The 26,782-nt window shown below is 61.8% G+C and carries 26 protein-coding genes; 10 read left to right on the top strand and 16 right to left on the bottom strand.

Annotated features, from left to right (window positions below):
* Positions 1-41: 41 nt before the first annotated feature.
* Positions 42-323 carry a GNAT family N-acetyltransferase gene (locus ACM6I7_RS25505; protein WP_003226804.1) on the bottom strand — a complete coding sequence of 94 codons (282 nt, stop codon included), beginning with the start codon at positions 321-323 and terminating at the stop codon, positions 42-44.
* A 635-nt stretch (positions 324-958) separates the two neighbouring features.
* Between ACM6I7_RS25505 and oprI the strand changes: the two genes are divergently transcribed.
* The gene (oprI, locus tag ACM6I7_RS25500; RefSeq protein ID WP_025113130.1) at positions 959-1,210 is read left to right on the top strand and encodes an outer membrane lipoprotei OprI; all 252 of its coding nucleotides are present in this window, start codon (positions 959-961) and stop codon (positions 1,208-1,210) included.
* A gap of 122 nt (positions 1,211-1,332) precedes the next feature.
* Here oprI and ACM6I7_RS25495 read toward each other — a convergent pair whose 3' ends face one another.
* From ACM6I7_RS25495 to ACM6I7_RS25485, 3 genes are all read right to left on the bottom strand, one after another.
* Positions 1,333-2,304: a L,D-transpeptidase family protein gene (locus tag ACM6I7_RS25495; RefSeq protein WP_027613458.1), complete on the bottom strand. Its 972-nt coding sequence runs from the start codon at positions 2,302-2,304 to the stop codon at positions 1,333-1,335.
* A gap of 136 nt (positions 2,305-2,440) precedes the next feature.
* Positions 2,441-2,734, bottom strand: a complete 294-nt coding sequence (locus tag ACM6I7_RS25490) for a hypothetical protein (protein ID WP_003226812.1) — start codon at positions 2,732-2,734, stop codon at positions 2,441-2,443.
* Between the two features lie 57 nt (positions 2,735-2,791).
* A complete protein-coding gene (locus ACM6I7_RS25485) occupies positions 2,792-3,397 on the bottom strand; it encodes an arylesterase (RefSeq protein WP_007964780.1) in 606 nt (201 codons plus the stop codon).
* Positions 3,398-3,407: 10 nt separating this feature from the next.
* Between ACM6I7_RS25485 and ACM6I7_RS25480 the strand changes: the two genes are divergently transcribed.
* Genes ACM6I7_RS25480 through greB form a run of 3 tightly spaced genes read left to right on the top strand, consistent with a single transcriptional unit; the run spans position 3,408 to position 7,127 of the window.
* Positions 3,408-4,091 (top strand): ABC transporter ATP-binding protein, encoded by a 684-nt coding sequence (locus ACM6I7_RS25480; RefSeq protein WP_007964778.1) that lies wholly within the window; start codon positions 3,408-3,410, stop codon positions 4,089-4,091.
* Positions 4,091-6,595 (top strand): ABC transporter permease, encoded by a 2,505-nt coding sequence (locus tag ACM6I7_RS25475; RefSeq protein WP_414889493.1) that lies wholly within the window; start codon positions 4,091-4,093, stop codon positions 6,593-6,595. The genes ACM6I7_RS25480 and ACM6I7_RS25475 overlap by 1 nt, the downstream gene beginning before the upstream one ends.
* Before the next feature lie 34 nt (positions 6,596-6,629).
* A complete protein-coding gene (gene greB, locus ACM6I7_RS25470) occupies positions 6,630-7,127 on the top strand; it encodes a transcription elongation factor GreB (RefSeq protein WP_016770885.1) in 498 nt (165 codons plus the stop codon).
* Between the two features lie 5 nt (positions 7,128-7,132).
* On the opposite strand, the gene ACM6I7_RS25465 is transcribed toward greB, so the two are convergent.
* The 3 genes from ACM6I7_RS25465 to ACM6I7_RS25455 form a co-directional block, all read right to left on the bottom strand.
* A complete protein-coding gene (locus tag ACM6I7_RS25465; protein ID WP_003226820.1) occupies positions 7,133-7,441 on the bottom strand; it encodes a hypothetical protein in 309 nt (102 codons plus the stop codon).
* A 248-nt stretch (positions 7,442-7,689) separates the two neighbouring features.
* The gene (locus ACM6I7_RS25460) at positions 7,690-8,124 is read right to left on the bottom strand and encodes a DoxX family protein (protein ID WP_007964771.1); all 435 of its coding nucleotides are present in this window, start codon (positions 8,122-8,124) and stop codon (positions 7,690-7,692) included.
* Between the two features lie 108 nt (positions 8,125-8,232).
* On the bottom strand, positions 8,233-9,654 hold the full coding sequence (locus tag ACM6I7_RS25455) for a transglycosylase SLT domain-containing protein (protein ID WP_027612461.1): 1,422 nt from the start codon (positions 9,652-9,654) through the stop codon (positions 8,233-8,235).
* A gap of 235 nt (positions 9,655-9,889) precedes the next feature.
* On the opposite strand from ACM6I7_RS25455, the gene ACM6I7_RS25450 reads away from it, so the two are divergent.
* The 3 genes from ACM6I7_RS25450 (at position 9,890) to ACM6I7_RS25440 (ending at position 12,969) form a co-directional block, all read left to right on the top strand.
* Complete coding sequence (locus ACM6I7_RS25450) at positions 9,890-10,696, top strand: TatD family hydrolase (RefSeq protein WP_414889492.1); 807 nt, start codon at positions 9,890-9,892, stop codon at positions 10,694-10,696.
* Positions 10,697-10,908: 212 nt separating this feature from the next.
* Positions 10,909-12,390 (top strand): methyl-accepting chemotaxis protein, encoded by a 1,482-nt coding sequence (locus ACM6I7_RS25445; protein WP_414889491.1) that lies wholly within the window; start codon positions 10,909-10,911, stop codon positions 12,388-12,390.
* Between the two features lie 213 nt (positions 12,391-12,603).
* Positions 12,604-12,969, top strand: a complete 366-nt coding sequence (locus ACM6I7_RS25440) for an Mpo1-like protein (protein WP_047295495.1) — start codon at positions 12,604-12,606, stop codon at positions 12,967-12,969.
* Positions 12,970-12,974: 5 nt separating this feature from the next.
* On the opposite strand, the gene ACM6I7_RS25435 is transcribed toward ACM6I7_RS25440, so the two are convergent.
* From ACM6I7_RS25435 to ACM6I7_RS25425, 3 genes are all read right to left on the bottom strand, one after another.
* Positions 12,975-13,769 carry an acyl-CoA thioesterase gene (locus ACM6I7_RS25435; protein ID WP_414889490.1) on the bottom strand — a complete coding sequence of 265 codons (795 nt, stop codon included), beginning with the start codon at positions 13,767-13,769 and terminating at the stop codon, positions 12,975-12,977.
* Positions 13,770-13,994: 225 nt separating this feature from the next.
* Positions 13,995-14,762, bottom strand: a complete 768-nt coding sequence (locus tag ACM6I7_RS25430; RefSeq protein ID WP_414889489.1) for a CHAD domain-containing protein — start codon at positions 14,760-14,762, stop codon at positions 13,995-13,997.
* 79 nt (positions 14,763-14,841) lie between these two features.
* A complete protein-coding gene (locus tag ACM6I7_RS25425) occupies positions 14,842-15,120 on the bottom strand; it encodes a hypothetical protein (RefSeq protein WP_414889488.1) in 279 nt (92 codons plus the stop codon).
* 216 nt (positions 15,121-15,336) lie between these two features.
* Between ACM6I7_RS25425 and ACM6I7_RS25420 the strand changes: the two genes are divergently transcribed.
* Complete coding sequence (locus ACM6I7_RS25420) at positions 15,337-16,374, top strand: patatin-like phospholipase family protein (protein WP_047598663.1); 1,038 nt, start codon at positions 15,337-15,339, stop codon at positions 16,372-16,374.
* 119 nt (positions 16,375-16,493) lie between these two features.
* Here ACM6I7_RS25420 and ACM6I7_RS25415 read toward each other — a convergent pair whose 3' ends face one another.
* The 6 genes from ACM6I7_RS25415 to kdpF form a co-directional block, all read right to left on the bottom strand.
* Positions 16,494-17,189, bottom strand: coding sequence for a response regulator (locus ACM6I7_RS25415; RefSeq protein ID WP_096794947.1), 696 nt, complete (start codon positions 17,187-17,189; stop codon positions 16,494-16,496).
* 48 nt (positions 17,190-17,237) lie between these two features.
* Entirely contained in the window at positions 17,238-19,889 is a 2,652-nt protein-coding gene (locus ACM6I7_RS25410; RefSeq protein ID WP_414889487.1) for a DUF4118 domain-containing protein, read from the bottom strand.
* A gap of 130 nt (positions 19,890-20,019) precedes the next feature.
* Positions 20,020-20,565 (bottom strand): potassium-transporting ATPase subunit KdpC, encoded by a 546-nt coding sequence (kdpC, locus tag ACM6I7_RS25405; protein WP_097088328.1) that lies wholly within the window; start codon positions 20,563-20,565, stop codon positions 20,020-20,022.
* A gap of 243 nt (positions 20,566-20,808) precedes the next feature.
* Complete coding sequence (gene kdpB, locus ACM6I7_RS25400; protein WP_049827884.1) at positions 20,809-22,872, bottom strand: potassium-transporting ATPase subunit KdpB; 2,064 nt, start codon at positions 22,870-22,872, stop codon at positions 20,809-20,811.
* A gap of 10 nt (positions 22,873-22,882) precedes the next feature.
* Positions 22,883-24,577 (bottom strand): potassium-transporting ATPase subunit KdpA, encoded by a 1,695-nt coding sequence (gene kdpA, locus ACM6I7_RS25395; RefSeq protein WP_414889486.1) that lies wholly within the window; start codon positions 24,575-24,577, stop codon positions 22,883-22,885.
* Positions 24,578-24,585: 8 nt separating this feature from the next.
* The gene (kdpF, locus tag ACM6I7_RS25390; RefSeq protein ID WP_007963673.1) at positions 24,586-24,675 is read right to left on the bottom strand and encodes a K(+)-transporting ATPase subunit F; all 90 of its coding nucleotides are present in this window, start codon (positions 24,673-24,675) and stop codon (positions 24,586-24,588) included.
* A 399-nt stretch (positions 24,676-25,074) separates the two neighbouring features.
* On the opposite strand from kdpF, the gene eat reads away from it, so the two are divergent.
* Positions 25,075-26,439: an ethanolamine permease gene (gene eat / locus ACM6I7_RS25385; RefSeq protein ID WP_007963671.1), complete on the top strand. Its 1,365-nt coding sequence runs from the start codon at positions 25,075-25,077 to the stop codon at positions 26,437-26,439.
* A 127-nt stretch (positions 26,440-26,566) separates the two neighbouring features.
* Positions 26,567-26,734, top strand: coding sequence for a DUF2897 family protein (locus ACM6I7_RS25380; protein ID WP_003226857.1), 168 nt, complete (start codon positions 26,567-26,569; stop codon positions 26,732-26,734).
* Positions 26,735-26,782: the final 48 nt, after the last annotated feature.

Below are 26,782 nucleotides of genomic sequence, written 5' to 3'. Positions count from 1 at the left end.
AAAAAACGCCGGGCATTGCCCGGCGTTTTTGTGTGTGCGATTCAGATCTTGGCGGCGCGGCGCTGATGACGTTCCATGTAGCGCTCGACGTAGGAGCATGACGGGATCACCGTGTAGCCCATTTCTTCGGCGTACTGCAGCGCGCTTTCGGTCAGCGCTGCGGCAATGCCACGGCCGCGCAAGGCGTTGGGCACGAAGGTGCGATAGATATCCAGGGTCTGTTTCCCCAGATCCATATAGGTCAGGTAGGCACGATGACCGTCCACATTGGTCTCGAACTGATGACCAGCCTGGTCATGGTGGATGGACAACGCCTCGCTCATCACTACTCCTCGCGGGTCTCGAATTCTGACCCCTACCTTACCGATGTTTTTCCGGCGAAGGAACATCTACGCCACCCCGTGCCTGATGGACACCGAGAAAAACCACACCGGTCTCGCGCAATCGAGCACGTCATAAATAGTAGGCACCATTGGCGAAAATGCTCAAGGTGCGCTCGTCATCATGCTCGTTGAACGGGTGACTCCGATGGGCGTAGTGGCAGGCGCGGGGACGATCTTCCCCAGGCACTCGCCTGAACATTGCCGGATGTCGAGACTTAAGACGCAGCCTCTTCTTTAAAGTCACCTCAAGAGCGACAAAGATATGTGAGGTGTCATGCAAAATCGGAACAAAAGTGTAGACGAATTCATCTAGGCAGACTTGGTGCAAGACGCAGAAACAGCACCGGACAACGGGAACTTTTTCTCATTAACACGCTCAAGCCGGGGCCTGTAGCTGGATATTTTTTATACAGCCCGGTTAAAAGTTGCTCGAAAAAGAATCAACGCCTACAATTTTTTTTGCTTCTTGCGCTCCGTCAGTTTACTTACTACAAGTAATGGGTAGTATGTACGCCGGCTATTTCCTCAATCGGAGGAGAAAGCCACTTAATTGAAAGTCCTTGAAGGGGAACACGATGAACAACGTTCTGAAATTCTCTGCTCTGGCTCTGGCCGCAGTTCTGGCTACCGGTTGCAGCAGCGCATCGAAAGAAACCGAAGCACGTCTGACCGCTACTGAAGACGCAGCTGCTCGCGCTCAAGCTCGTGCAGACGAAGCATACCGTAAAGCTGATGAAGCTCTGGCTGCTGCTCAAAAAGCACAACAGACTGCTGACGAAGCTAACGAGCGTGCTCTGCGTATGCTGGACAAAGCTAGCCGCAAGTAATAATCCCTCGGGATTGTTATCAAGCCGACCCATTTTTTGGGTCGGCTTTTTTATTGCCGGTACTTTCCCCCGGGCAATAAAAAACCCGCCGACGCTGCACGCGCCTGCGGGTTTTGATCGACTTACTGCTGCAGGTCGATCGGGGTGTTCGAGACCATCGGCGCCGAGGTATTCGGTGTGCCGATTTCAGTTGGCAGGCCATCTTCGGCCGCTACCACATCACGCACGACATCCCAGTTCACGCGCAGGTTGTTGGTGACATCTTCGCGCTTGAGCATCGCATTGATCACTGCAGTGTGCTTGTCGACCACCGACGGGTTGCCCTTGTCATCGATGGGTGTGTGCGCTTCCAGATAGACCTTGCCGCCACTGCTGCCGAACTTGTAGGCATCGTTGAGAATGCGCACCGAAGTGCCGACCGGCACCATGGCCGCCATTTCCAGCACGTTGTTGTTGAACATGCGGAAGCAGCCGTGGCTGGTGCGCATACCGATGCCGAACTTCTTGTTCGAACCGTGGATCAGGTAGCCCGGAGTGCCCAGGGTGAACTTGAACGGCCCCAGCGGGTTGTCCGGGCCGGCCGGTACCACGTTCGGCAGCGGATCACCGTCGGCGGCGTGCTCGGCCTTGATCGACGCCGGAGGGGTCCAGGTCGGGTTCGGCGTCTTGGCAGTGATCGAGGTGTGTGCGATTGGCGAGCCCCAACCTTCACGCCCAATCCCCAGCGGGAAGGTGTACACCACGTTCCGGCCTTTCGGGTAATAGTAGAGGCGGTACTCGGCGAGGTTGATCACGATGCCTTCGCGTGGACCCGGCGGCAGAATGAACCGGGTCGGCAGGACGATTTCGGTACCGGCGCCCGGCAGCCAGGCATCGACGCCCGGGTTGGCCGCGACCATTTCCGAATAGCCCAGGTCGTACTTGGTGCCCAGGTCAGCGAAGGTGTCTTCGTATTTGGCCTTGATCACCTGCACCTGGCCGATGATGTCCTCACCGGGTGGTGGCAGGGGAAACTCCAATGCAGCAACGGGACCGGCCACACACAGGGCGGCAAGTGACAGGCAGCGGGTGACGGCAGGAAAGCGCGGCAACATCCGGAAAATCCTTCGCATGATCAACAAGGGTATAAGAGCGCGATTGTACACCGCACCTCGGGAATTCGGGGAGATGCGCCGATGGCCAGCCAGAAGTCTTCATGTAGGAGCTGTCGCAGGCTGCGATCTGTTGATCCTAGAGTTCGAAACGCAACTCAGGCCAGATCGGCGAGGTGCCGCGCTTCTGCGACTCGAGAATCGCCCGGCACAACGAACACAGACGCTGATCCTGAAACACCCGACGATCCACACTCGACCAACGCGGTTGGGCTGGAAGCAGACTGCCACACAACGTGCGGTCTGCCGAGCCACCGAGTTCGAGCTGACGGGTCACCAGATGCACCCGCACTTCCTGGCAGGCGAACAGATCCAGCTGTTCGTCAGGCTCGATCAGTTGGTAGGCAAACAGGGACCAGGCAGGACGCGGCATCGGGGGCTCCAAATAAGGGGGCGCCACATTAGCCGAAAGCCTGCCACTAGAAAAGCCTCATAACAGCGGTTTTAGCGTCGGCCAGACATTTTCCAGCAACTTGCCCTGAGCCCCGGCGGCCGGGTGCAGACCATCGGCCTGCATCAGCTCGGGATGCCCACCCACGCCGTCGAGGAAAAACGGCACCAGCGGGATCTTTTTATCGTCGGCGAGTTTGCCGTAGACCTCGGCGAAGGCATCGGTGTAACGCTTGCCGTAGTTGGGCGGCAATTGCATGCCCAGCAGCAGCACCTTGGCGCCGCTCTGACGAGAGCTGTCGATCATCGCCGCAAGGTTTTGTTGCAATTGCGTTGGCGGCATTCCGCGCAGGCCATCATTGCCCCCAAGCTCGAGGATCACCAGTTCCGGCTTGTGCTCTGCAAGCAGCGCCGGCAGGCGCGCCTGGCCTCCGGCACTGGTGTCGCCGCTGATGGAAGCATTGACTACTTTGTCGTCAAAACCCTCCTGCTTGAGCCGTTGCTCGAGCAGCGATACCCACCCCAGGCGGGTATCCAGTCCGAAACCGGCGCTGATACTATCGCCAACGATCAGGACAGTACCCGCCGCTGCGTTCTGGGCCATGCACATCAAGGCCAGGCCAGCACTCAAAAACCAAACACGCATCGGATTCTCCATGGGCGCAAGCATTCTCACCGCGAAGAACCTCAGCAAAGTGGTTCCCAGCGCGGAAGGTGAACTGACTATCCTGCACGAACTCAGCCTGGAACTGAACCAGGGCGACAGCCTGGCCATCGTCGGCGCGTCCGGTTCCGGCAAATCCACCCTGCTCGGCCTGCTCGCCGGCCTCGACCTGCCAAGCAGCGGCGAAGTCATCCTCGCGGGGCAAGGCCTGAGCAATCTCGACGAAGACCAGCGCGCGCGAATCCGTGCCGAACACGTGGGTTTCGTCTTTCAGTCCTTCCAGTTGCTCGACAGCCTCAACGCCCTGGAAAACGTCATGCTGCCGCTGGAACTCGATGGCCGCAAAGACGCCCGCGAACGCGCCACCGAACTGCTGCAACGGGTCGGTCTCGGCCAGCGCCTGACGCACTCGCCGCGCCAGCTCTCCGGCGGCGAACAACAGCGCGTGGCGATTGCCCGGGCTTTCGCTGCCGAGCCGGACGTGCTGTTCGCCGACGAACCCACCGGCAACCTCGACAGCCACACCGGCGAGCGCATCAGCGACTTGCTGTTCGAACTGAACAAGGAACGCGGCACTACTCTGGTGCTGGTGACCCACGACGAACGCCTGGCCCATCGCTGCCGGCGCCTGATCCGACTTGAAGCCGGGCTGCTGGTTGCCCCTCTGGAGCCTTGATGGCACGTCTGCCGCTGTTGCGTCTGTTCAGTCTCGCCCTACGTCAACTCATGCGCGATGCACGCGCCGGCGAATTGCGCGTGTTGTTTTTTGCCTTGGTCGTGGCGGTCGCGGCGAGTACTGCCATCGGCTACTTCGGCGCCCGCCTCAACGGTGCGATGATGCTGCGCGCCACCGAGTTCCTTGGCGCCGACCTGGTGCTTGAGGGCAGCTCGCCGGCCCGCGACGAACAGATTCGCAGCGGCACCGAGCTGCGCTTGAATCATGCGCAGGTGGTGGAGTTTTCCAGCGTCATTGCCACCGACAATGGCATTCAGTTATCGAGCATCAAAGCCGTCGACCGCGCCTACCCGCTGCGTGGCGAGCTGAAAAGTGCCCCGGCCCCGTTTGCCGCTGAAACCTCGGGCGGCGAGCCGCAACCCGGTGAAGCCTGGGTTGAAGCTCGTCTGCTGACTGCGCTGGATCTGAAGATCGGCGACAGCATCGACGTCGGCATGAAAACCCTGAAGCTGACCCGCGTGCTGACTTACGAGCCGGATCGCGCCGGCAACTTCTACAGCCTCACGCCTCGGGTGATGATCAACCTCGACGACCTCGCCGCCACCGGCGTGGTGCAACCCGGCAGCCGCGTGAGTTATCGCGAACTGTGGCGCGGCGAACCGCAGGCGCTGGAAACCTACCGACAACTGCTCAAACCCGGTCTGGCCGCCAATCAGCGCATTCAGGATGCGCGCGACGGTAACCGGCAGATCGGCGGCGCGCTGGGCAAGGCCGAGCGCTACCTGAACATGGCCAGTCTGGTCGCGGTGCTGTTGGCCGGCGTGGCCGTGGCGCTGTCGGCCAACCGCTTCGCCAGTCGCCGCTTCGATGCCAGTGCCTTGCTGCGCTGCCTTGGTTTGTCGCGTCGGGAAACGATGCTGTTGTTCAGCATTCAACTGACCGTACTCGGCCTGTTCGCTGCCCTCAGCGGCGCAGTGCTCGGCTGGCTGGCGCAACTGGGCCTGTTCGCTCTATTACATGATCTACTGCCTGCCGATGTGCCACCGGGCGGCCTGTTTCCGGCGCTCGCCGGGATCGGCACCGGGCTGGTAGCGCTCGCCGGGTTTGCCCTGCCGCCACTTGCCGCGCTGGGTCGGGTGCCACCGCTGCGGGTACTGCGCCGCGACATGCTGCCGATTCCGTCGAGCACCTGGATGGTCTATGGCGCGGCGCTGGGTGCACTGGGCCTGATCATGTGGCGCCTGAGTCTGGATCTGCTGCTGACCTTCGCCCTGCTTGGCGGTGGCGTGGTCGCTGCGCTGGTGCTGGGTGGCTTGCTGCTGTTGTTGCTCAACAGCCTGCGCCGAATGCTCGCCCGCGCGCCGCTGCCGTGGCGTCTCGGCCTGGGGCAGCTGCTGCGTCATCCGCTGGCGGCGGCCGGGCAAGCGCTGGCGTTCGGTCTGATCCTGCTGTCGATGGCGCTGATCGCCCTGCTGCGTGGCGAGCTGCTCGACACCTGGCAAAACCAGTTGCCGAAAAACGCCCCCAACTACTTCGCCCTGAACATCCTGCCGGCGGACAAACAGGCCTTCACCGATCACTTGATCAAGGTGTCCGCGCAGGCGGCGCCGCTGTACCCGGTGGTGCCGGGACGGCTGATCAGCATCAACGGCGAACCGGTGCAGCAGATCGTCAGCAAGGATTCGGCCGGCGACCGTGCCGTGCAACGTGACTTGAGCCTGACCTGGGCCGCCGACCTGCCGGCCGGTAACAAGCTCACCGCCGGTACGTGGTGGACCGGGCAACCCTCGGACGACGTACCGGGCGTGTCGGTTGAAGGTAAAGTCGCCGAAAGCCTCAAGCTCAAACTCGGCGATCACTTGGTGTTCAGCGTCGGCGGGGTCAATCGTGAAGCGAAAGTCACCAGCCTGCGCGAGATCAACTGGGACAACTTCCAGCCGAACTTCTTCATGATCTTCCAGCCCGGCACCCTGAAGGATCTGCCAGCGACTTACCTGACCAGTTTCTATCTGGCACCCGGTCACGATCAGCAGATCGTCGAGCTGTCACGGGCATTCCCGGCGGTGACCATCCTTCAGGTCGAAGCCCTGCTCGAACAGCTGCGCAGCATCCTCGCCCAGGTCACCCTGGCGGTGGAATACGTGTTGTTGTTTGTGTTGGCGGCGGGGATGGCGGTGCTGTTCTCCGGCTTGCAGGCAACCTTGGATGAACGCATTCGCCAAGGTGCGCTGCTGCGTGCGCTGGGCGCGCAACGGCAGTTGCTGATCAAGGCGCGGCGCATCGAGTTCGGCTTGCTCGGTGCGGTCAGCGGTTTGCTCGCGGCCATCGGTTCGGAAGTGGTGAGTCTGGTGTTGTATCGCTATGCGTTCGATCTGCCATGGCATCCGCATCCATGGTTGCTGATGCTGCCGTTGATTGGCGCCGCGTTGATTGGCGGTGCCGGGGTGTTCGGCACGCGTCGGGCATTGAATGCGAGTCCGCTGACAGTCTTGCGCGAGGGTTGATAGACTCCAGCCTTCGTCACCACAAGAAGTTGCCATGAGCCGTTATCGCCCTCCCCGCACCGCCGGCACCGCGCTGATCACCCCTGAAGGTGAAGCGCGGATGCGCGCCGAATTCCATGAGCTGTGGCATGTGCGCCGTCCGCAGGTGACGCAAGCGGTCAGCGAAGCAGCGGCGCAGGGTGATCGCTCGGAAAACGCCGAGTACACCTACGGCAAGAAAATGCTGCGCGAGATCGACAGCCGCGTGCGATTTCTCACCAAGCGTCTCGAAGCACTGAAGGTCGTCAGCGAAAAACCCAGCGATCCGAACAAGGTCTACTTCGGCGCCTGGGTCACCATCGAGGACGAAGACGGCAAGCAGTCGCGCTACCGCATCGTCGGTCCGGATGAACTGGATCTGAAACTGGGTCTGATCAGCATCGACTCACCACTGGCCCGCGCCTTGATCGGCAAGGCGCTGGACGCCGAAGTCCGGGTACAGACGCCAACCGGTGAGCAGTTTGTCTATATCGTGGCGATCGAATATCCCTGAGCGTTTCAGCGGCGAGTGATCAAACCCTGCCGCGCAACGCGGGTCAGTTGCTTGATCATTTCCGGCGCGTCTTCAGCGCTCGGTGCCTGAATCACCGCCAGGTCAAAACTGTCACTGGCAAACCGCGCCAGCGACTCGCCATCTTCAACGAACTGGATCAGGAACGCGGCAGGACCGCCGCTGCGACGTGGCCAGCCATCGAGATAACGCAACAGCGTCGGCTGATGTTTACCGCCAAGCAGGATTTTCGGGTTGCGCTGGGTGATATGTGCCGTGATCGGCGCGGGACGTGCTGGAGGGCGTAGTGCATTCATCGTGTCGTGTCTCTGCCTCAAAAGTCTGCATGGCAGGTGAGAGGCAACACCGAACCAGCGCTTTAGCGGTATTTCGAAGCCTTGTTCCGGCTTCTGACGGCAACTGTCTGAGTCACCTAGCGCCCCGCAAGTAGCTGTTTAAATCGGCGCATGAGCAACATCCTAGATAACGTGACCGATGAGTGTCAAGAATCGGCCGCAACAAAAAAGGCCCGCACAATGCGGGCCTTTTGCTTGAGCCAGAGCGCTCAACCGGCGATGGCGCGATCCACCGACAGCTTGCCGGCGCCTTCGATCATCACCGCGAGGCTGCCACCGAGCAGCGCCAGGGCGAACTCGTAACCGTTGTTGGCCATGAACAGACCGTTGCTGATGTGTACGGTGAAGATCGCCACCAGCGACAGGAAGGTCAGACCCAGCGCCGCCGGGCGCACCAGCAGGCCGATGATCAGCGCCAGACCGGCGAAGAACTCGGTACCGCCGGCCAGCGTGGCCATCAGGTAACCCGGGTGCAAGCCGATGCTGTCCATGTATTGCGCGGTGCCCGCCAGACCGTAACCACCGAACAGACCAAACAGCTTTTGCGAACCGTGGGCGGCGAAGATCACGCCGACCGCGATGCGCAGAATGGTCAGGCCATAACCGGCGCGGGTGAACAGAACCTTGTTGATCAGAGAGCTCATGGGGCATTCCTTGTTTTGCGAGAAGTGTGTTGGGATTGGCCGCTATATTAATCAGTAAAATTCATGTTAAAAGCGCAATTATTCCGCCATTACAATCAAATTATTAGATCATTTCCGTGAAGCGACTTTCTGTCCCCGGGGCTCCAGCGACTCCCGCTCCCGGTCGAACGCCAGATAATACTTGTTCACGCTATTAACATAGCTGACGGGGCCCATGCCCACCTGCTCCATGGCGATGCGCTCGACCTGAAAGAACCACTGGTTCGGATTCAGCCCGCGCCGGCGTGCCTCGGCGCGCATGCCCTGCACCCGCTCCGGGCCGATGTTGTAGGCCGCCAGGGTGAACGCCATGCGCTCGCGCTCATTGAGTTTCGGACTGTTGAAAAACTTGCGGCGAATCATCGCCAGGTACTTGGCCCCGGCCTGCACATTCGCATCGAGATTCTGGATGTTGCTCACACCGACCCGCTGCGCTGCGGACGGGGTAATCTGCATCAACCCGGTCGGGCCACTGCCGCTGCGGGCGCTGGGTTGCAGGGCTGACTCCTTGAAGGCCAGCGCCGCCAGATTCAGCCAGTCCATGCTTTGCGCGTCGGCGTGTTTTTGCAGAGTCGGGCGCAGTTTCTCCAGACGCTGGCGGTCAGCCTTGGCCAACGGATAATGCACTTGATAGAGCCGTCGATAAATCCGCAGAAACTCTGCATCCTCGTTCGCCGGCTTCCTGTAGCCGACCAGGAAACGATCGATGCTCGCCCGCAGCATCGAGGCATCACGGCGCACGAACCAGTATTCCTCACCCGGCTCGCTGATCATCAATTGTCGGTCGAAACGCAGCTTGGGCAGGATCTTGCCCCAACGCTCGGCGATCGGTTGCTCGACGACGGTCAGGTGGAAAATCCCGCCCTGCACCATCTCCAGCACGTCCTCGACCGCCAGCGTCGGATCGACCCATTCGATCTTGATCGGCGCCAGTTTGTGCAACGCCAGTTTCTGATTGAGCTGGCTGACCGCCTCCCCCGCCGCACTGCCGGTGGGCAACGCCAGGGTTTTGCCGGAAAGCTGCTCGACCTTGGTGTAACGGCGCTCGCCCTTGATGCCGACCAGCACCAGCGGCACGTTGCTGGCGATCGGCTCACTGCTGGCAACCGCGTGGCCGGGTTGCAGATCAAGCAGCTCGCCGGGCGCGACCAGATCTCCTTCACCACGCTGCAAGGCACCGAGCAGTTGATCCTTGGCTTTGGGAATGATCTTGAGGGTAATTTCCTGACCATCGCGGGCGTGGCCATTGAGGTATTGCTCGAAGGCGCGCAGGCGATGGTATTCGACGCCGATGGCCTGACCCTGGACTTCACCGGAACTGTTGCGACTCTGATTGACCAGCACGCGCAACACGCGACTGCTGCGGATCTCCGACAGGTCACGAACCTTGGCGGCCGGCACGGCTTGCTGTGGCCCGGGCAAGCGCGCAACCGCCGTTATCGGCAGCAGCAGTGACGCGCACAACAGGAGCAAAACCGAGGGACGATGCATCCACTCTCCGGAAAAAATACGGGACGATTTCACCGCTGAACGGTCGAAATCACCGACGAAAACAGAGCGCCGGGAGCGCTGGCAAAGTGCGAGAGACTGGCACAGTGATGGCTTTTCTGCCAACCCGAGCTGCGTCACGGCATCAAAAGACAGCTATAACTCGTTGTAGTTCTTGGCTTTTCTTATAAATCTACAGCTCTGGTATGCTTTCCGGCCTTCGGCCCGAGGTAGAACCATGCAACTCATCGATATCGGCGTCAACCTGACCAACCCCAGTTTCGCCGAAAAACATCAGGCCGTGCTCGACCGCGCCTACGCTGCCGGGGTCTGCCAACTGGTGCTGACCGGCACCAGCGTCGAGGGTAGCGATCAGGCGCTGGAGCTCTGCCGGCAACTGGATCAAAGCGGCCAGCGGCTGTTTGCCACCGCTGGCATTCACCCGCATTCGGCCAGTGACTGGAACGCTGACAGCGCGCGTCGTTTGCGCAGTCTGCTGCAAGAGCCAAACGTGGTCGCCGTGGGTGAATGCGGACTGGATTTCAACCGTGATTTCTCGCCGCGCCCGCAACAGGAAAAAGTCCTCGAAGAACATCTGGCGCTGGCGGTAGAACTGCAATTGCCGGTGTTCCTGCATGAGCGGGATGCCAGTCAGCGTCTGCTGGTAATCCTCAGGGACTTCCGCGATCAACTGCCCGCCGCCGTGGTGCACTGCTTTACCGGCGAGCAAAAAGCCCTGTTCAGTTACCTTGATCTGGACCTGCACATCGGCATCACCGGCTGGATCTGCGACGAGCGCCGGGGCACGCATTTGCATCCGCTGGTCAAAGAGATCAAGCGCGGACGACTGATGCTCGAAAGCGACGCGCCGTACCTGCTACCTCGCACCTTGCGCCCAAAGCCGAAGAACGGCCGCAATGAACCGGCGTATCTGACCGAGGTGCTGCGCGAAGTGGCGCTGCATCGGGGCGAGACCGAGGAAGATCTGGCTGCGCACACAACGGCGTGTGCCCGCGCGTTCTTCAACCTCCCCGCCCTGCCCTGATACACCTCAAATCCCATTGTGGGAGCGGGCTTGCTCGCGAAAGCGGTGGTTCAAATGTCAATGATGTTGGCTGACACGCCCTCTTCGCGAGCAGGCTCGCTCCCACAGGGGGGCGATGTGTTCTTTTGATATGTATCAAGATCTTCAGATCTGCATAGCGGCACAATGCTGGCACCTTGCCGAAACTGTTTCCGCTATCAGAGAAGACCTCCATGGGTGCCTGGCTTAGCAATATCTCGCTGAAATACAAATTCTGGGCGGTCAATGCGGTCGCTTTCGTCACCACCCTGCTGCTGGTGCTGTATGCCGTGCAGCTTGAGCAGCAGGCACGCAGCCACGCCTCACAGGCTTCCGCTCAGGCCCAGGCACAATTGCTCAAGGCCTGGCCGGCCGGGCAGGCGCTGCCCAAGGCCGATCAGGTGCTGACCTTCAAACGCGGTGAAGCGCCGCGCCTCAACGATCAACCGGTGCTGGAGATCAGCGACAGCAACGGCTGGAACGAGATCAACCATCTGCCGCTGTTCGGCAACAACCCGCTGCTGGGCGCCGAAGTGTTCAGTCGTGGCGACGGCGAGCAAGTCGCGGTCATCGCCTATGGCCCGAGCCTGGCGCAAGTGTTCAGTGAACGCTTTGCCAACTACGCCGTGGCGGTGTTCATCCTGATGCTGGCCATGCTCGGCGCTTCGCAGTTGCTGATCCGCTTCCTGCTCAGTCAGCTCAACACCTTGAAAGACGTGATGCTGCATGTAGAGAAGAGTGGTGACCTCTCGGCCCGCGTGCCGCTGGCCTGCAAGGACGAAGTCGGGCAAATGGCCAATGCGTTCAACGCGATGCAGGCCGGTTATCAGCGCGTGGTCACCACCGTTGCCAAAACCGCGCGGCAACTGGACGTCGGTGCCGCGCGTCTGGCGGCGAGCATGAACGAAGTGCGCCACGGCATGCTCGGTCAACAGAGCGAAACCGATCAGGCCGCCACTGCGATCAATGAAATGACCGCCACGGTTTACCACATCGCCCAGCACGCCGGTGCCACCCGCGACCTGTCGCAGACCGCCGATGGTCTGGCCGGCAGCGGCCAGCAAGTGGTCAGCCGTGTGCAGCAGTCGATTGCCGGACTCTCCAGCGGTGTGCAGCAGACCGCCGAGATGATCCAGCGTCTGGCCGAGGACAGTCAGAAGATCAACGGCGTAGTCAGTGTGATCCACAGCATCGCCGAACAGACCAATCTGCTGGCGCTGAACGCCGCCATCGAAGCGGCCCGTGCCGGCGAGATGGGCCGCGGTTTTGCGGTGGTCGCCGACGAGGTGCGCAATCTCGCCAAGCGCGTGCAGACCTCCACCGATGAAATCACCACCATGGTTTCGGCGCTGCAGGCCGGCACCCGCGATGCGGTGGACTTCATGCAGGAGAGTTCGTACAAGGCCGACGACTGCGTGCAGCAGGCGCAGGAGGCTGGCGAGGCGCTGGCGGAAATCACTGGCGCGGTGGCGCAGATGCGCGAGAGCAACACGCAGATTGCGGTGGCGGCCGAGCAGCAGAGTCAGGTCGCGGAAGAGATGAATCGGGCGGTGGTGAGCATTCGTGATGTGACCGAAAACACCGTGCAGCAGACCGTGGATTCAGCGACCACCAGCAATGAGTTGGCAACGTTGGCCGGGGAATTGAGCAAGGCCATCGGTCAACTCAAACTTTAAGGGACTCATCGCGAGCAGGCTCACTCCTACAGGGGATTTGTGTGCGCAGCAGATCCTTTGTAGGAGTGAGCCTGCTCGCGATGGCGTCAATTGCAACACCATCGAATCCAGCCATTGCACCTATCACCACCATAGCCAACCTTGATTCGCCGCCCCACCCGCCCCGGCCTATTCTTCAACCATGTGTTCAACATGGATCGAGGAGTAGTCAACATGGGCAAACGTCACCCCAATCTTCCCGCGTGGCAATGGCGCGCGTACCCGAACAATCACCAGCACCCGACCAATCTGGTGTTGCACCTGATTGCCGTGCCGCTGTTCATCGTTGCATTTCTGCTGATCGTGTCCGGCGTGTTCAGCCTGAGTCTGGCGAGTGTGGCGATCGGTGTGATCGGTATCGTCGCGGCGCTGGGTCTGCAGCGCCACGGCCACAGCCTGGAAGCGCAAGCCTCCGAGCCGTTCAGTGATCGTAAAGATGCCGTGTCACGCTTGCTGGTCGAGCAGTTCCTGACCTTTCCGCGGTTTTTCCTCAGCGGCGGCTGGTGGCGCGCCTGGCGGGAGCGCCACCGTCGGCATTGAATGATTCAGGCAAAAATCGTCACAGTCTGCCGACTCATGGCGATCAACTCCCCCTCCGCGCTCCACAGCTTGGCGGCGACATGGCCGTAGCCGTCGGCGGCGTATTCGATGTCTGCCAGGTATTTGCACCAGTCCAGCGTGCTCAGGTCGCGTAGCGGTTGCACGAATTCGATGGTCCAGGTCAGCGTGCTGCCCGGTGCCGGTTTCTTCAGGTACGGCAACAAGGCCGGTGGCCAGGCATCCACCAGCGCCAGCAGATGCGCCTCATTGACCGGTTCTTCCTTGACGTCCCCACGCAAACGTACCCAGCCGCCCATCTGCCGCGATGTGTTGCCGGTGAACGGCATGCCGCCGACACTCCAGCGCATCGCCAGATGCCGCATGAATTCCGGGGTCACGCCCTTGATGTAGGGCAACTCCTGGCATTCGTCCCAGTGTTTCATTTCGGCTGCCGGATAGGCGGCAACGGCCACTTCCGAAGGTCGCGAAGCGCCGAAGCTGCCCTGCACAACTGTCACCACCTGACCGTTCTGCACAGCCCGGCCCAGCACCTGGCTGACCGCTTTACCTTCGCGCAACACGTCAACTTCGAAACGCACCGGAATTTCCGGCTCGACCGGGCCGACAAAAGTGATCGCCAACGAACGCACCGGGCGATCCGCCGGCACATTCGCGCGCATGGTCTCGTATTGCAGCGCCGCCACCAGGCCACCAAAACTGGCTCGCCCCTGACCCCACTCGGCGGGAATGGTCACTTCTGGCTGGCGACGGACCGCCTCGATCAGATCGGAAAAGCGCATGACAACCTCGGCAAGCGAAAAAAGGGATGCAGCGATCTTAACCAGCATGGCAGAGCGCCGCAGCGTCTATTCCGGTCAAATGGACTGACAGAAAGGCCTTAAGGCAGGAAGATATTCGAATGTGGGAGCGGGCTTGCTCGCGAAAGCGGTGTATCAGTAGACACATCTGTGACTGACACACCGCTTTCGCGAGCAAGCCCGCTCCCACAGGGGATCTGAGTGGATTCAGGATTTGAAGCAGCTTGAACTGAGTTTATCCAGCACCCGATCCGCCTTGGCTTCAGCCTTGATCAGGCCTGCCTGCCACGTCGCGACGCAGGGTTGCAGATCGCTTTCCAGTTCGGCCCGCGCCAGCCACTGCCAGCAATCGTGCCAGTCACCCAACGCGCCCTGCGCCGACTTCAACCGCGGCAGCGCCGGCTCAGGCAGGCGATCGAGTTCCGGATAGGCTTCGATGCCATAACGCACGCGCTTGATCAGCAAGCGCAGACGATGGCGGTCGTGGGCCGGATCGTGCAGGGCCTCGTCGAGTTTTTTCCATTGTTTGTGCAGGCGTTTTTCGATGCGCTTGCCCAGACCCTTGAGCAGCCCCTGACGCTCGGAAGCACGCAGGAAACGCGGGAAGGCGTCGAGGATGATCAGCAGCGAAGCGACTTCGGCGCTCGCTGCCAATGCTGGATAGGCTTCGTCCATTTGCGCCATGCGTCGCTGTGCGGCTTGCGGTTGATCGTGCTTGAGCAGGTAGGCGGCCAACACCTCGCGATCGCGCCACGGGGTGGTCAACTGACCGACTGCCGAGGAGGCACCTTCCAGTTGCTCGACTCCGGGCAAACCACGCAAGGGTCGCAACAGGCTGCGCAAGCGCCGCACCGTGGTGCGCAAGTCGTGCAGCGCCTCGGGGTCGGTACGCGCAGTCAGGCGCGCCTGACAGGCCAGCAAACGCACTTCCAGGCTCAGGACATGAGCCACCAACCCATCCACCAACGCAGACATCGCTTGCTCCTGATTCACATGGCTTGAAGGATGAGTCTGCCGTCAGAAGGCAGGCGCATCCTTGCGTCAGGTCAGCAGCTTAGCGCCCGGCGCGGGATTCGCGAATATAGAAACGGGCTTTCTCGGCCTTGTTGCTGCAGCCCTCAAAGCCTTCGAATTGCTGTTGAGTCTTGGCCGCCGTCAGCAACGACAGCGCCTTGGAGTAGCTGACCGTGCCGGCGAAACCTTCGGCCTTGGCCAGGTCCAGCTCATGCCACGCCGCATCCAGCTGACTGCCACAGCTGTCACGATAAGCAGTCTTGCCCGCGCAACCGGTCAATGCCAGCGCAATCAACGGCACACAGATCCAGGCTTTCATCACTCACACCTCAAAATAGGTCAACAGTCGTGCAGGTAAGACGTTGCGGCACGGGAAAAGTGCCTTGGCGCCCCATGAATCTGCGGTGACCAGAGCATAGCGCCGAGTGGTCACGGAGTATCGAAAAAACGACGCCCCTGCCGTCTCCAGCGACCCTGCCGATTGTCGCCCGCCCCCCGAAGGGTGCATTGTGGAGCCTTGTCGGGAGGAAGTTTGATGAAAAAGCGTGTCGCACTGGTGCTGGGCTCCGGTGGCGCCCGGGGCTATGCCCATATCGGAGTCATCGAGGAGATCGAAAGACGCGGTTACGACATTGCCTGCATTGCCGGTTGTTCGATGGGCGCGGTGGTCGGCGGGATCTATGCCGCAGGCAAACTCGACGAGTACCGCACCTGGATCGAAACCCTCGATTATCTGGATGTGCTGCGGCTGGTAGATGTGAGTTTTCGCCTCGGGGCGATACGTGGCGAAAAGGTCTTCGGGCAGATCCGCAAGATCGTCGGCGAGATCAATATCGAAGACCTGCGCATTCCCTACACCGCCGTCGCTGCCGACTTGACCAACCAACAGGAAATCTGGTTTCAGGAAGGCTGCCTGCATCAGGCGATGCGCGCCTCGGCGGCAATTCCCAGCCTGTTCACCCCGGTGATGCAGGGCAACCGGATGCTGGTGGACGGCGGCATTCTCAACCCGTTGCCGATTGTGCCGGTGGTGTCCAGCCACTGCGACCTGATCATCGCGGTCAACCTCAACGCCACCAACCAGCGGCATTACAAATTGCCGGTGATTCAGCGCCCGCCCGCGTTTCGTTCGCGCTTCGACAGTTTGCTCAGTTCGCTGGGTTCGAAGATGCCGTTCCGCCGCAAACAGGCCGAACAGTTGCTGTTGCTGGAACAGGAAGCGCTGCGCGCCGAAGCCGCCGACATCAACCCGTGGCTGGAAGGCAGCGAACCGGAAAGTCAGCAACCGGCAGCGGCCCCCGAGCGCGAAGGCGCGCCGAAGTCCGCCACCGGTTCGTTCATCATCGACAACGTCGGGCCGGCGTCACTGCTGGACCTGATCAACCAGAGTTTCGAGGTGATGCAGACCTCGTTGGCGCAGTACAAGATCGCCGGCTATCCGCCGGACATCCTGATCAACGTGCCGAAGCGCGTGTGCAGGTTTTTCGAGTTCTACAAGGCGCCGGAACTGATCGCGCTGGGACGGGAAATTGCGCGGGATACGCTGGATCGGTATGAGAGTGAGCAGGGTTGATCGGGCCTGATTTCTCGGGTGTGTTTGATGACATCTTCGCGAGCAGGCTCGCTCCCACAGGGGATTTGTGAACGACGCAGATCCAGTGTGGGAGCGAGCCTGCTCGCGAAGAGGCCAGATCAGCCAACATCACTCAACAACCGATATCCAACCCCCGCCTCCGTCACAATAAACCGCGGCCGCGTCGGATCATCCGCCAGCTTCTGACGCAAATGCCCGACCACAATCCGCAAGTAGTGACTGTCCTCGGTATGCGTCGGCCCCCAGATGTCCTTGAGCAATTGCTGCTGGGTGATCACCCGGCCCGGATGCCGTGCCAGTTGCGCCAACACTGCGTATTCCTTGCGAGTCAGCGCCACTTCGGCACCGTCGAGCAGCACTCGTCGATAGGCTAGATCCACGGTCAATGGGCCGAACGTCAGCGCTGCTTGCTGGGCCTCGCCGGCCGGTGCCTGACGCAACAGCGCACGGACCCGGGCGAGGAATTCCTGAATGCCGAACGGCTTGGTCACGTAGTCATTGGCGCCGCCATCCAGCGCTTGGACTTTCTGCCCTTCGCTGGCCCGCACCGAAAGCACCAGCACCGGCGCGGTGGCCCATTCGCGAAACTCGCGCAGCACCTGCTGGCCGTCCATGTCCGGCAGGCCGAGGTCGAGCACCAGCAAGTCGGGCTTGTTCAGCGCGGCCTGGGCCAGGCCTTCGGCACCGGTGCCGGCCTCCAGCACTTTGTAGCCTTGTGAGGCGAGGCTGATGCGCAGGAATTTACGGATCTGCGGTTCGTCATCGATGACCAAAATGGTCGCGGTCTGGCTCATGAATTCACATCAACACAAAAGATTGGCAAGAGAGTAGCGCAGTCGCGATCAGGCTTCATTGTCCATCCCCGGTTGCGTCTGCAATGGCAGGTGCAGGGTGATGCTGGTGCCGTGCCCGTCGATGCCGTCGGCGACGCTGATGCGCCCGCCATGCGCACCCACCATGCCCTGACAGATCGCCAGCCCCAGCCCCGTGCCCTGTCCGCCGCGATCACCGCGTGCGGCGGTGTAGAACATGTCGAAAATCTTCGCCCGCTCCTCTTCGGGAATCCCCGGCCCTTCATCGCTGACCGTGAAGAAAATCTCGTCTTCACTCGCCCCGGCACTCAGTTGCAAACGACCGTGAGCCGGCGAAAAGCGTGCGGCGTTTTCCAGCACATTGACCAGCGCCTGCTCGATCAGCGCCGCATGCACGAACAGCAGCGGCAACTCGGACGGCACATCGGTGCTGACCTGCAACGGCGCGAGCACCGCACGCAGGCGATTGAGCGAACTGCCGACGATGTCCGCCGGCGCCACCCAGTCGCGCGCGAGCTTCAATGCACCGTGGCCGAGGCGGGTCATGTCCAGCAGGTTCTGAATGTAGCGATCGAGGCGTTCGGCTTCGTCGCGGGTGCCTTCGAGCAACTCGCGGCGATCCTCCAGCGGAATGGCTTCGCCGAGGGCCAGCAGGCTGTCGATGCTGCCGCGCATGGCGGTCAGCGGTGTGCGCAAATCATGCGATACCGAGGCCAGCAGCGCACTGCGCAACTGCTCGGTTTCACCGTGCAAGCGCGCGGCTTCCAGATCGTCCGCCAGTTGCGCCCGCGCCAGTGCCTGAGCCAGTGGCTGACTCAACGCAGTGAGCAGGCGTCGACGCTGGCCGCTCAAAGTCTGGCCTTCTTTGGCGCAGACCCCGAGCAGCGCCAGCGGCCCGTCCTCCACCGACAGCGGCCACCACCACCAGCGACCGAACGGCAGCGTACCGGTGCCCATGCCGGCCGGTTGATCGTGTTGCCAGGCCCAGTCGGCGGCGGCGCGTTCGGATTCGCTGAATTCCAGTGGCCCGCCGGTCTCGACTTTCCAGCCGCCCTGGCCGTCGCGGTTGAGCAGGCACAATTGCAGATCGCTCCAGCCGTTGAGGTGCTGCGCAGCAGCGCTGATCACTGCCTGACGATCCGTCGCCGCAGTCAGTTTGCGCGACAGATCGAGCAGCTCTGTGGTCTCTTCCTGCGTGTCGCGCAACGCCTGCAACTGCCGCCGCTGACGCGCCGCAAGATTGCCGGTGAGCGCCGCCATCAGCAGGAAGAACAGCAAGGTCAAAACGTCTTCTTCGCGCTGAATGGCGAAGGAAAAATTCGGCGGAATGAACAGGAAGTCGTAAGTCAGAAACGACAACGCCGCGCAGGCCAGCGCCGGGCCCAGACTGCTGCGCACCGCCACCAGCAGCACCGCCGCGAGGAACACCAGCGAGATGTTTGGCAGCGGCAAAATACTCGATACCGCCCACGCCAGGGCACTGGCCAACAGCGTGGCAACCAGCGCCAACAGATAGTCGAACCAGACCAGCGTCGGCGTCGCCCGCAGACGCGGTTGCGGGTGTTCATGGTCGTTGTCGAGGACGTTGATTTCCAGGCCGTGGGCCTGACGAAGCAAACGCGCTGCGAGCCCGCCACCGAACAGGCGACGGCGCAGACTCGGCCGCGACTGGCCGACCAACAGCAGACTCGCCCGGCGTTCGGCAGCATGCTGAATCAGGGTTTTCGCCACTTCGCCGGCGCGCAGCAATACCACTTCGCCGCCGAGGCGTTCGGCCAGTTGCTGGGCATTTTGCAGGCGCAGGCGCGATTGCTCGTCGCGCACCGTGCCGTTGTCGACATGCACCAGACTCCACGGCAAATGCCGACGCTGGGCCACGCGGCTGGCGTGACGCACCAGGCGTTCGGCATGCGCATCGCCATCGACGCCGACCAGCAAACGCCCGCGCACCGCCGGAGCTGCCTGACCAAGTTGGCGATAGCCTTGCGCGAGATCGTTGTCAACCTGCGCGGCCGCCGTTTGCATCGCCAGTTCGCGCAACGCGGTAAGGTTGGTCTGGGTGAAAAACGCATCGATCGCCGCCCGCGCCTGTTCCGGCACGTAGACCTTGCCTTCACGCAGACGCTCCAGCAATTCACGCGGCGGCAGGTCGATCAGCAGCAGTTCGTAGGCTTCCTGCAGCACCCAGTCCGGCAGGGTTTCGCGCACCTGCACGCCGGTGATGCCGCGCACCTGATCGTTGAGGCTTTCCAGGTGCTGGACGTTGACCGTGGTGTAGACGTCAATGCCGGCGGCAAGCAGTTCCTGAATATCCTGCCAGCGCTTGGCGTGACGACTGCCGGGGGCGTTGGTGTGCGCCAGCTCATCAACCAGCACCAGCTTGGGTTGGGCTGCGAGCAGGCCGTCGAGGTCCATTTCTTCGAGCATCACGCCACGGTATTCCGAGCGCACCAGCGGCTGCTGCGGCAAACCGCCGAGCAGCGCTTCGGTCTCCGCGCGGCCGTGAGTTTCGACGACACCGGCGATGACTTTCACGCCCTGGCGCAATTGCGTGTGCGCGGCCTGGAGCATGGCGTAGGTCTTGCCGACCCCGGGGGCGGCGCCGAGGAAAATCTTCAGCCGGCCACGGCCGTCGCGGGGCAGGTCTGCTAACAGCGCGTCGGCGCGGCCGGAGTCGCTCATGCTTGATGTTCTCTCTTCCAGATAGTTATGCGGTGTTCTTTCGGTCCTCTTCGCGAGCAGGCTCGCTCCCACATTTGGAACACGTATTCCTGTGGGAGCGAGCCTGCTCGCGAATGGCCGCGCCGCCGGTTCAGAGTTTTTCCAGCGCCATGTTCAGCTCCAGCACATTCACCACCGGCGGCCCCACCAGCGGCTGTTCGATGTGCGCATCGAGCAGTTGCTGCAAGGTCGCCACCGGCAAGTTGCGCGCTTGCGCGACACGCGCCAGTTGATAGGCAATTGCCGCCGGTGGCAAGTGCGGATCGAGGCCGCTGCCGGAGGTGGTCAGCAGCGCCAATGGCACCGGCCCCTGGCCGGGCACCTGCAACTTGTTGGCGTCGTCGATTACCCGAGTGGCCAGCGCCGGATTGCTCGGCGCGAGGTTGCTGGCGCTGCTGGACACGGTGGCAAAGGCGCCCGCCGAAGGGCGCGGATGGAACCACGCATCACCGACGAAATCCTGGGCGATCAACGACGAGCCGCGCACCTTGCCATCGGCGTCGTGCACCAGGCTGCCGTTGGCCTGTTCAGGGAAAGCGACCTGCGCAACACCGGTCACCACCAGTGGATAGGCCACGCCGGTGATCAGGGTCATCAGCACCAGCAGGCTCAGGGCCGGACGTATCATTGTGGACATTGCAAAATCCTCGAATTCGTTGGGCAAACTTTTGCGGGGTACCAGGGAGATCTTTTCCCCCTCACCCCAGCCCTCTCCCCCAAGGGGGCGAGGGGAAAGGGAGCCGATCTCTGCGCTTTTCCAGACCTGAGTTTGGCTCGCTATCCCAGGTCGGTACGCCTCTTACAAACACCTCGATCAGTCCCCTCTCCCTACGGGCGGTCCGACGTTTCGGGAGGGTTAGGGTGAGGGGCTCTTCCAACCTCAAACCAAATGCAAAGCCGTGAGCAGCATGTCGATCGCCTTGATCCCCACGAACGGCACCAGAATCCCGCCCAGTCCGTAGATCAGCAGGTTGCGCCGCAGCAGTGCCGCGGCACTCGCTGCTTGTACGCGTACGCCACGCAATGCCAGTGGAATCAGCACGACGATGATCAGGGCGTTGAAGACGATCGCCGAGAGGATCGCGCTCTGCGGACTGGTCAAGTGCATGATGTTCAGCACACCCAGTTGCGGATAGATCGCGGCGAACAGCGCCGGCAGAATCGCGAAGTATTTGGCCACGTCGTTGGCGATGGAAAACGTCGTCAGCGCACCACGGGTCACCAGCAATTCCTTGCCGATCTGCACCACGTCCAGCAGCTTGGTCGGGTCGCTGTCGAGGTCGACCATGTTCGCCGCTTCGCGCGCGGCTTGTGTGCCGTCGTTCATCGCCATGCCGACGTCAGCCTGGGCCAGCGCCGGGGCGTCGTTGGCGCCGTCGCCGCACATGGCGACCAGACGACCGTCGTTCTGCTCAAGACGGATGCGCGCCAGTTTTTTCTCCGGGGTTGCTTCGGCCAGCACGTCATCGACGCCCGCTTCAGCCGCGATGGCCGCAGCGGTCAACGGGTTGTCGCCGGTGACCATCACCGTGCGAATCCCCAGTTTGCGCAGCTCGGCAAAACGCTCGCGAATGCCTGGCTTGACCACGTCCTTGAGATGGATCGCACCGAGCAGCTTGCCGTCGGCGCAGACCAGCAACGGCGTACCGCCGCTCTGGGCAATCTTGTCGATTTCCCGCGACAGCGCCGGGGCCAGATCGGAGCGTTGTTGGCCGAGGAACGACAGCAGCGAATCGACTGCGCCCTTGCGATACACGCGGCCCTGATAGTCGACACCGGACAAGCGGGTTTCCGCACTGAACGGCACGGCAGTCAACGTATCCAGTGCCGGCTCGGTTTGCGGATGCAGACCGCGCAGGTACTCGACGATGGATTTGCCTTCGGCGGTTTCGTCCGCCAGCGAGGCAAACAACGCGCCTTCGGCCAACTCGCGACCACTCACGCCCGGCGCCGCATACACCGCGCTGCAACGGCGGTTACCGAAGGTGATGGTGCCGGTCTTGTCCAGCAGCAACACGTGCACGTCACCGGCCGCCTCCACGGCGCGCCCGGACTTGGCGATCACGTTCAGGCGTACCAGTCGATCCATCCCGGCAATACCGATGGCGGACAACAGGCCACCGATGGTGGTCGGAATCAGCGTGACCAGCAGCGCCACCAGAAACACCAGCGGCAGGTTGCCGTTGGCGAAATGGGCGAACGGCTGCAGGGTCACCACCACCAGCAGGAAGATCAGGGTCAGGCCGATCAGCAGGATATCCAGCGCGACTTCGTTCGGGGTCTTCTGGCGTTTGGCGCCTTCGACCAGCGCGATCATACGGTCGAGGGTCGATTCACCGGGGTTGGCGGTGATCTTCACCAGCAGCCAGTCGGACACCAGACGCGTGTTGCCGGTAACCGCGGAGCGATCGCCGCCGGACTCGCGAATCACTGGCGCCGATTCACCGGTGATCGCCGCTTCGTTGACCGCCGCAATGCCTTCGATGACTTCGCCGTCACCGGGGATCATCTCCCCCGCTTCGACGCGCACCACGTCGCCTTTGCGCAGGCTGGCGGCGGGTACCACCTGAAAGCTGCCATTGGCCAGTTTGCGCCGCGCGCTGAGGCCTTCGCTGCCGGCCTTGAGGCTGTCGGCGCGGGCCTTGCCGCGACCTTCGGCCAAGGCCTCGGCGAAGTTGGCGAACAGCACCGTGAACCACAGCCACAGGGCAATCTGCGCGGCGACGAACGTCGGCACGACGTTGTCCGGGATGAAGCACAGCACGGTGGTGAAAATCGCCGTCAGTTCGACCACCAGCATCACTGGCGAACGCACCAGTTGGCGCGGGTCGAGCTTGACGAAAGCTTGCACCAGCGCCGGACGCCACAGGGCCGAGATCGCGGTTTTCGGTGCTTCTGCCGACTGGGTCGGCACTGCAGGTTTTGCAGGAACATGCATATTCATGATCGATTCCTTAGAAGCCCATGCTCAAGTGTTCAGCAATCGGACCGAGCGCCAGAGTCGGCAGGAAGGTCAGGCCGCCCACCAGCAAAATGGTCACGGTCAACAGGGTCACGAACAGCGGGCCGTGGGTCGGGAAGCTGTTCTGGCCGATCGGTGCGGTTTTCTTCATCGCCAGGCTGCCGGCCAGGGCCAGTACCGGCAGGATGTAACCGAAGCGACCGATCAACATGCCCAGACCGAGCATCAGGTTGTGGAACGGCGTGTTGGCGCTCAGGCCACCGAACGCCGAACCGTTGTTCGCGCTGGCCGAGGTGTAGGCATAGAGCAACTGGCTGAAACCGTGCGGGCCGGGGTTGCTGATGGTCGCCGCCGGGCCAGGCAGAGCCGCCGCGATGGCGCCGAGTACCAGCACGCCCACCGGCATCACCAGCAAGGTCACCACCAGCAATTGCACTTCCCGCGCCTGCAGTTTCTTGCCGAGGTATTCCGGTGTGCGGCCAATCATCAGACCGGCGAGGAACACCGCGATCAGCACGTTAAGCAACATGCCGTAGAGCCCGGCACCGACGCCGCCGAAGATCACTTCGCCGACCATCATGTTGACCAGCGCCACCATGCCGCTGAGCGGGTTGAGGCTGTCATGCATGCCGTTGACCGAACCGTTCGACGCCGCAGTCGTGGTCACCGACCACAACACGGTGGCGGTGGTGCCGAAGCGCGCTTCCTTGCCTTCCAGCGGCGCGGTCTGTTCGACAGCAGCATTGTTCAGCGCCGGGTTGGGCTGATATTCGGCCCACAGCGAAGTCGCGCCGCCGATCAGGAACAGTGCAAGCATGCAGGCGATGATCGCGCGGCTCTGACGCTGGTCTTTCACGTAATGACCGAAGGTGAACACCAACGCTACCGGAATCAGAATGATCGACGCGAGTTCGAACAGGTTGCTCCACGCGGTCGGGTTCTCGAACGGATGCGCCGAGTTCACACCGAAGAAGCCACCGCCGTTGGTGCCCAGTTGCTTGATCGCAATCTGGCTGGCGGCCGGGCCGAGCGGGATCACTTGATCGACGCCCTGCATGGTTACGGCATTGACGTATTGCGCGAAGGTCTGCGGCACGCCCTGCCAGACGAGGTACAGCGCCAGCAGCAGGCACAGCGGCAGTAGGCCGTAGAGGGTGGCGCGGGTCATGTCGACCCAGAAGTTGCCCAGAGTCTTGGTCGACTTGCGACCGATGCCACGACACAACGCAACCAGCACGGCGAGACCGGTGGCGGCACTGACGAAGTTCTGCACGGTGAGACCGACCATCTGGCTCAGATAGCTGAGGGTCGCTTCACCACTGTAGGACTGCCAGTTGGTGTTGGTCATGAAGCTGACCGCGGTGTTGAACGCCTGAGTCCATTCCTGGCCCGGCAGGTTTTGCGGGTTCAGCGGCAGGTGATCCTGAAACAACAGGATCGCGAACAGCAGCAGGAAACCGGCGAGGTTAAACGCGAGCAAGGCCAGCGTGTACTTCTGCCAGCTCTGCTCAGCCTGCGGATCCACCCCGGCAATCCGATAGCAACCGCGCTCGACCGGGCCGAGAATCGGTGTCAGCCAGGTGCGCTGACCTTCCATCACCTTGTAGTAAAAGCGCCCGAGGAACGGCGCCGGCAGCAAGACCACCGCAAAAAACGCGAGGATCAGCCAATAGTCATAACTGTGCATAGCCGCTCCTAGTTCCGATCCGCGCGCAACAGCGCAACCAACAGATAAATGAACAGCCCGGCTGCCAACAGCAGGGACACCCCGTCCAGAACGCTCATGGAAGATCTCCGTTTTACGGCGTATTGCCGCGTGTGGAGGCATTGTCGGAAAGGAGGCTGTAAAGGAACGAGACCGAGGGAGTTGGCTGGGCATAAAGAAAGCGTAAAGAGTGGGTTTATACTGGCGTTACAGCGGGGTTTTGCGCCGAATGGGCCGGCCTCTTCGCGAGCAGGCTCGCTCCCACATTTTGAAATGCATTCCCCTGTGGGAGCGAGCCTGCTCGCGAAGACGGCATAACTGCCAGCATCGCACCCAACTGGCGCACAAAAAATGCTCATCCAGCCGCGAACATCCCCGATACGACAGCTTTCAGCGCTTTACGACCTGACTTACAGCAATGGCACGCCCACTGCACACGCCCTCCCCCGAGCTTTCCAAACCGTTCCGGGAGCAAGCGCATGAACACACAACTCAAACCCACGCTGGGCACCTTGCACCTGTGGGGCATCGCCGTCGGGCTGGTGATTTCCGGCGAATACTTCGGCTGGAGTTACGGCTGGGGCGTGGCCGGCACGCTGGGTTTTCTGGTGACCTCGTTCATGGTCGCCACGATGTACACCTGTTTCATCTTCAGCTTCACTGAACTGACCACGGCGATTCCGCATGCCGGCGGGCCGTTCGCTTACAGCCGTCGTGCGTTCGGTGAGAAAGGCGGGCTGATCGCCGGGCTGGCCACGCTGATCGAATTCGTTTTCGCACCTCCGGCGATTGCGCTGGCGATCGGCGCCTACCTGAATGTGCAATTTCCAGCGCTCGACCCGAAACATGCGGCAGTCGGCGCCTATATCGTGTTCATGACCTTGAACATCCTCGGGGTGAAACTGGCCGCGACGTTCGAACTGATCGTCTGCGTGCTGGCGGTGATCGAATTGCTGGTGTTCATGGGTGTGGTCGCGCCAGCGTTCAGCTTCAGCAGTTTTGCGTTGAACGGCTGGGCCGGCTCCGATGTGTTCGGGCCGCCAGCGATTGCCGGGATGTTCGCCGCGATTCCATTTGCGATCTGGTTTTTCCTCGCCATCGAAGGCGCGGCGATGGCTGCCGAAGAAGCCAAGGATCCGAAGCGCACGATCCCCAAGGCCTACATCAGCGGGATCCTGACCCTGGTGTTGCTGGCGATGGGCGTGATGTTCTTCGCGGGCGGCGTCGGTGACTGGCGCACCCTGGCGAACATCAACGATCCGTTGCCGCAGGCGATGAAGACCGTGGTCGGCGACAATTCCGGCTGGCTGCACATGCTGGTGTGGATCGGTCTGTTCGGTCTGGTGGCGAGCTTCCACGGGATCATCCTCGGCTACTCGCGGCAGTTCTTCGCCCTCGCCCGCGCCGGTTACCTGCCGGCGTCGCTGGCGAAACTCTCGCGCTTCCAGACCCCGCACCGGGCGATCATTGCCGGCGGCATCATCGGCATCGCCGCGATCTACAGCGATGGTTTGATCAACCTCGGCGGCATGACCCTCACTGCGGCGATGATCACCATGGCCGTGTTCGGCGCGATCGTGATGTACATCATGAGCATGCTCAGCCTGTTCAAATTGCGTAAATCCGAACCCAATCTCGAGCGGACTTTCCGTGCGCCGTGCTATCCGCTGATTCCGCTGATCGCACTGGTGCTGGCGGTGGTGTGTCTGATCGCCATGGCCTGGTTCAATGCACTGATCGGGCTGATTTTCCTTGGCTTCATGGCGGTCGGCTTCGGCTACTTTCTGCTCACCGGGCAACTGCGCGCTGACGCTCCGGCCGATGCGATGCTGACCGGCCGCTGAGGGATTTCGGGTACACCGGGCTTAACCGGCCTAGAATGGAACCACTGCGAACTCACTTCGCTCAAAGTGGTATGCAGCGTCGCTGGCGAAACCCTCGCCCGTCGAGCTGCCATTAAGGAGAGCCGTTATGCCCTGGTATGCCTGGTTGATTCTGGTCGTTGCAATCGGCTCGATCGTTGGCGGATTGATGATGCTGCGCGACACTGCCAACAAGGTTGAACTGACCGATGAAGAACGCAAACGCGTTGCGCAGCGCAATGCCGAAGCGGACATCAAGGACGCGCAGGATCGCTGAACGAAAAACCCCGCCTGAATCGGCGGGGTTTGTTTTTTTGCGGCGTAT

It is taken from the genome of Pseudomonas sp. IT-93MI4, from assembly GCF_949767635.1.
GTDB lineage: Bacteria > Pseudomonadota > Gammaproteobacteria > Pseudomonadales > Pseudomonadaceae > Aquipseudomonas > Aquipseudomonas putida_A.
The sequence above is the reverse complement of the archived record's forward strand: the minus strand, read 5'-3'. Positions and strand labels throughout refer to the sequence as shown.

Coding starts and splice junctions, on each gene's coding strand:
- ACM6I7_RS25505 (WP_003226804.1), bottom strand. CDS start 323: ATGAGCGAGGCGTTGTCCATCCACCATGACCAGGCTGGTCATCAGTTC.
- oprI (WP_025113130.1), top strand. CDS start 959: ATGAACAACGTTCTGAAATTCTCTGCTCTGGCTCTGGCCGCAGTTCTG.
- ACM6I7_RS25495 (WP_027613458.1), bottom strand. CDS start 2,304: ATGTTGCCGCGCTTTCCTGCCGTCACCCGCTGCCTGTCACTTGCCGCC.
- ACM6I7_RS25490 (WP_003226812.1), bottom strand. CDS start 2,734: ATGCCGCGTCCTGCCTGGTCCCTGTTTGCCTACCAACTGATCGAGCCT.
- ACM6I7_RS25485 (WP_007964780.1), bottom strand. CDS start 3,397: ATGCGTGTTTGGTTTTTGAGTGCTGGCCTGGCCTTGATGTGCATGGCC.
- ACM6I7_RS25480 (WP_007964778.1), top strand. CDS start 3,408: ATGGGCGCAAGCATTCTCACCGCGAAGAACCTCAGCAAAGTGGTTCCC.
- ACM6I7_RS25475 (WP_414889493.1), top strand. CDS start 4,091: ATGGCACGTCTGCCGCTGTTGCGTCTGTTCAGTCTCGCCCTACGTCAA.
- greB (WP_016770885.1), top strand. CDS start 6,630: ATGAGCCGTTATCGCCCTCCCCGCACCGCCGGCACCGCGCTGATCACC.
- ACM6I7_RS25465 (WP_003226820.1), bottom strand. CDS start 7,441: ATGAATGCACTACGCCCTCCAGCACGTCCCGCGCCGATCACGGCACAT.
- ACM6I7_RS25460 (WP_007964771.1), bottom strand. CDS start 8,124: ATGAGCTCTCTGATCAACAAGGTTCTGTTCACCCGCGCCGGTTATGGC.
- ACM6I7_RS25455 (WP_027612461.1), bottom strand. CDS start 9,654: ATGCATCGTCCCTCGGTTTTGCTCCTGTTGTGCGCGTCACTGCTGCTG.
- ACM6I7_RS25450 (WP_414889492.1), top strand. CDS start 9,890: ATGCAACTCATCGATATCGGCGTCAACCTGACCAACCCCAGTTTCGCC.
- ACM6I7_RS25445 (WP_414889491.1), top strand. CDS start 10,909: ATGGGTGCCTGGCTTAGCAATATCTCGCTGAAATACAAATTCTGGGCG.
- ACM6I7_RS25440 (WP_047295495.1), top strand. CDS start 12,604: ATGGGCAAACGTCACCCCAATCTTCCCGCGTGGCAATGGCGCGCGTAC.
- ACM6I7_RS25435 (WP_414889490.1), bottom strand. CDS start 13,769: ATGCGCTTTTCCGATCTGATCGAGGCGGTCCGTCGCCAGCCAGAAGTG.
- ACM6I7_RS25430 (WP_414889489.1), bottom strand. CDS start 14,762: ATGTCTGCGTTGGTGGATGGGTTGGTGGCTCATGTCCTGAGCCTGGAA.
- ACM6I7_RS25425 (WP_414889488.1), bottom strand. CDS start 15,120: ATGAAAGCCTGGATCTGTGTGCCGTTGATTGCGCTGGCATTGACCGGT.
- ACM6I7_RS25420 (WP_047598663.1), top strand. CDS start 15,337: ATGAAAAAGCGTGTCGCACTGGTGCTGGGCTCCGGTGGCGCCCGGGGC.
- ACM6I7_RS25415 (WP_096794947.1), bottom strand. CDS start 17,189: ATGAGCCAGACCGCGACCATTTTGGTCATCGATGACGAACCGCAGATC.
- ACM6I7_RS25410 (WP_414889487.1), bottom strand. CDS start 19,889: ATGAGCGACTCCGGCCGCGCCGACGCGCTGTTAGCAGACCTGCCCCGC.
- kdpC (WP_097088328.1), bottom strand. CDS start 20,565: ATGTCCACAATGATACGTCCGGCCCTGAGCCTGCTGGTGCTGATGACC.
- kdpB (WP_049827884.1), bottom strand. CDS start 22,872: ATGAATATGCATGTTCCTGCAAAACCTGCAGTGCCGACCCAGTCGGCA.
- kdpA (WP_414889486.1), bottom strand. CDS start 24,577: ATGCACAGTTATGACTATTGGCTGATCCTCGCGTTTTTTGCGGTGGTC.
- kdpF (WP_007963673.1), bottom strand. CDS start 24,675: ATGAGCGTTCTGGACGGGGTGTCCCTGCTGTTGGCAGCCGGGCTGTTC.
- eat (WP_007963671.1), top strand. CDS start 25,075: ATGAACACACAACTCAAACCCACGCTGGGCACCTTGCACCTGTGGGGC.
- ACM6I7_RS25380 (WP_003226857.1), top strand. CDS start 26,567: ATGCCCTGGTATGCCTGGTTGATTCTGGTCGTTGCAATCGGCTCGATC.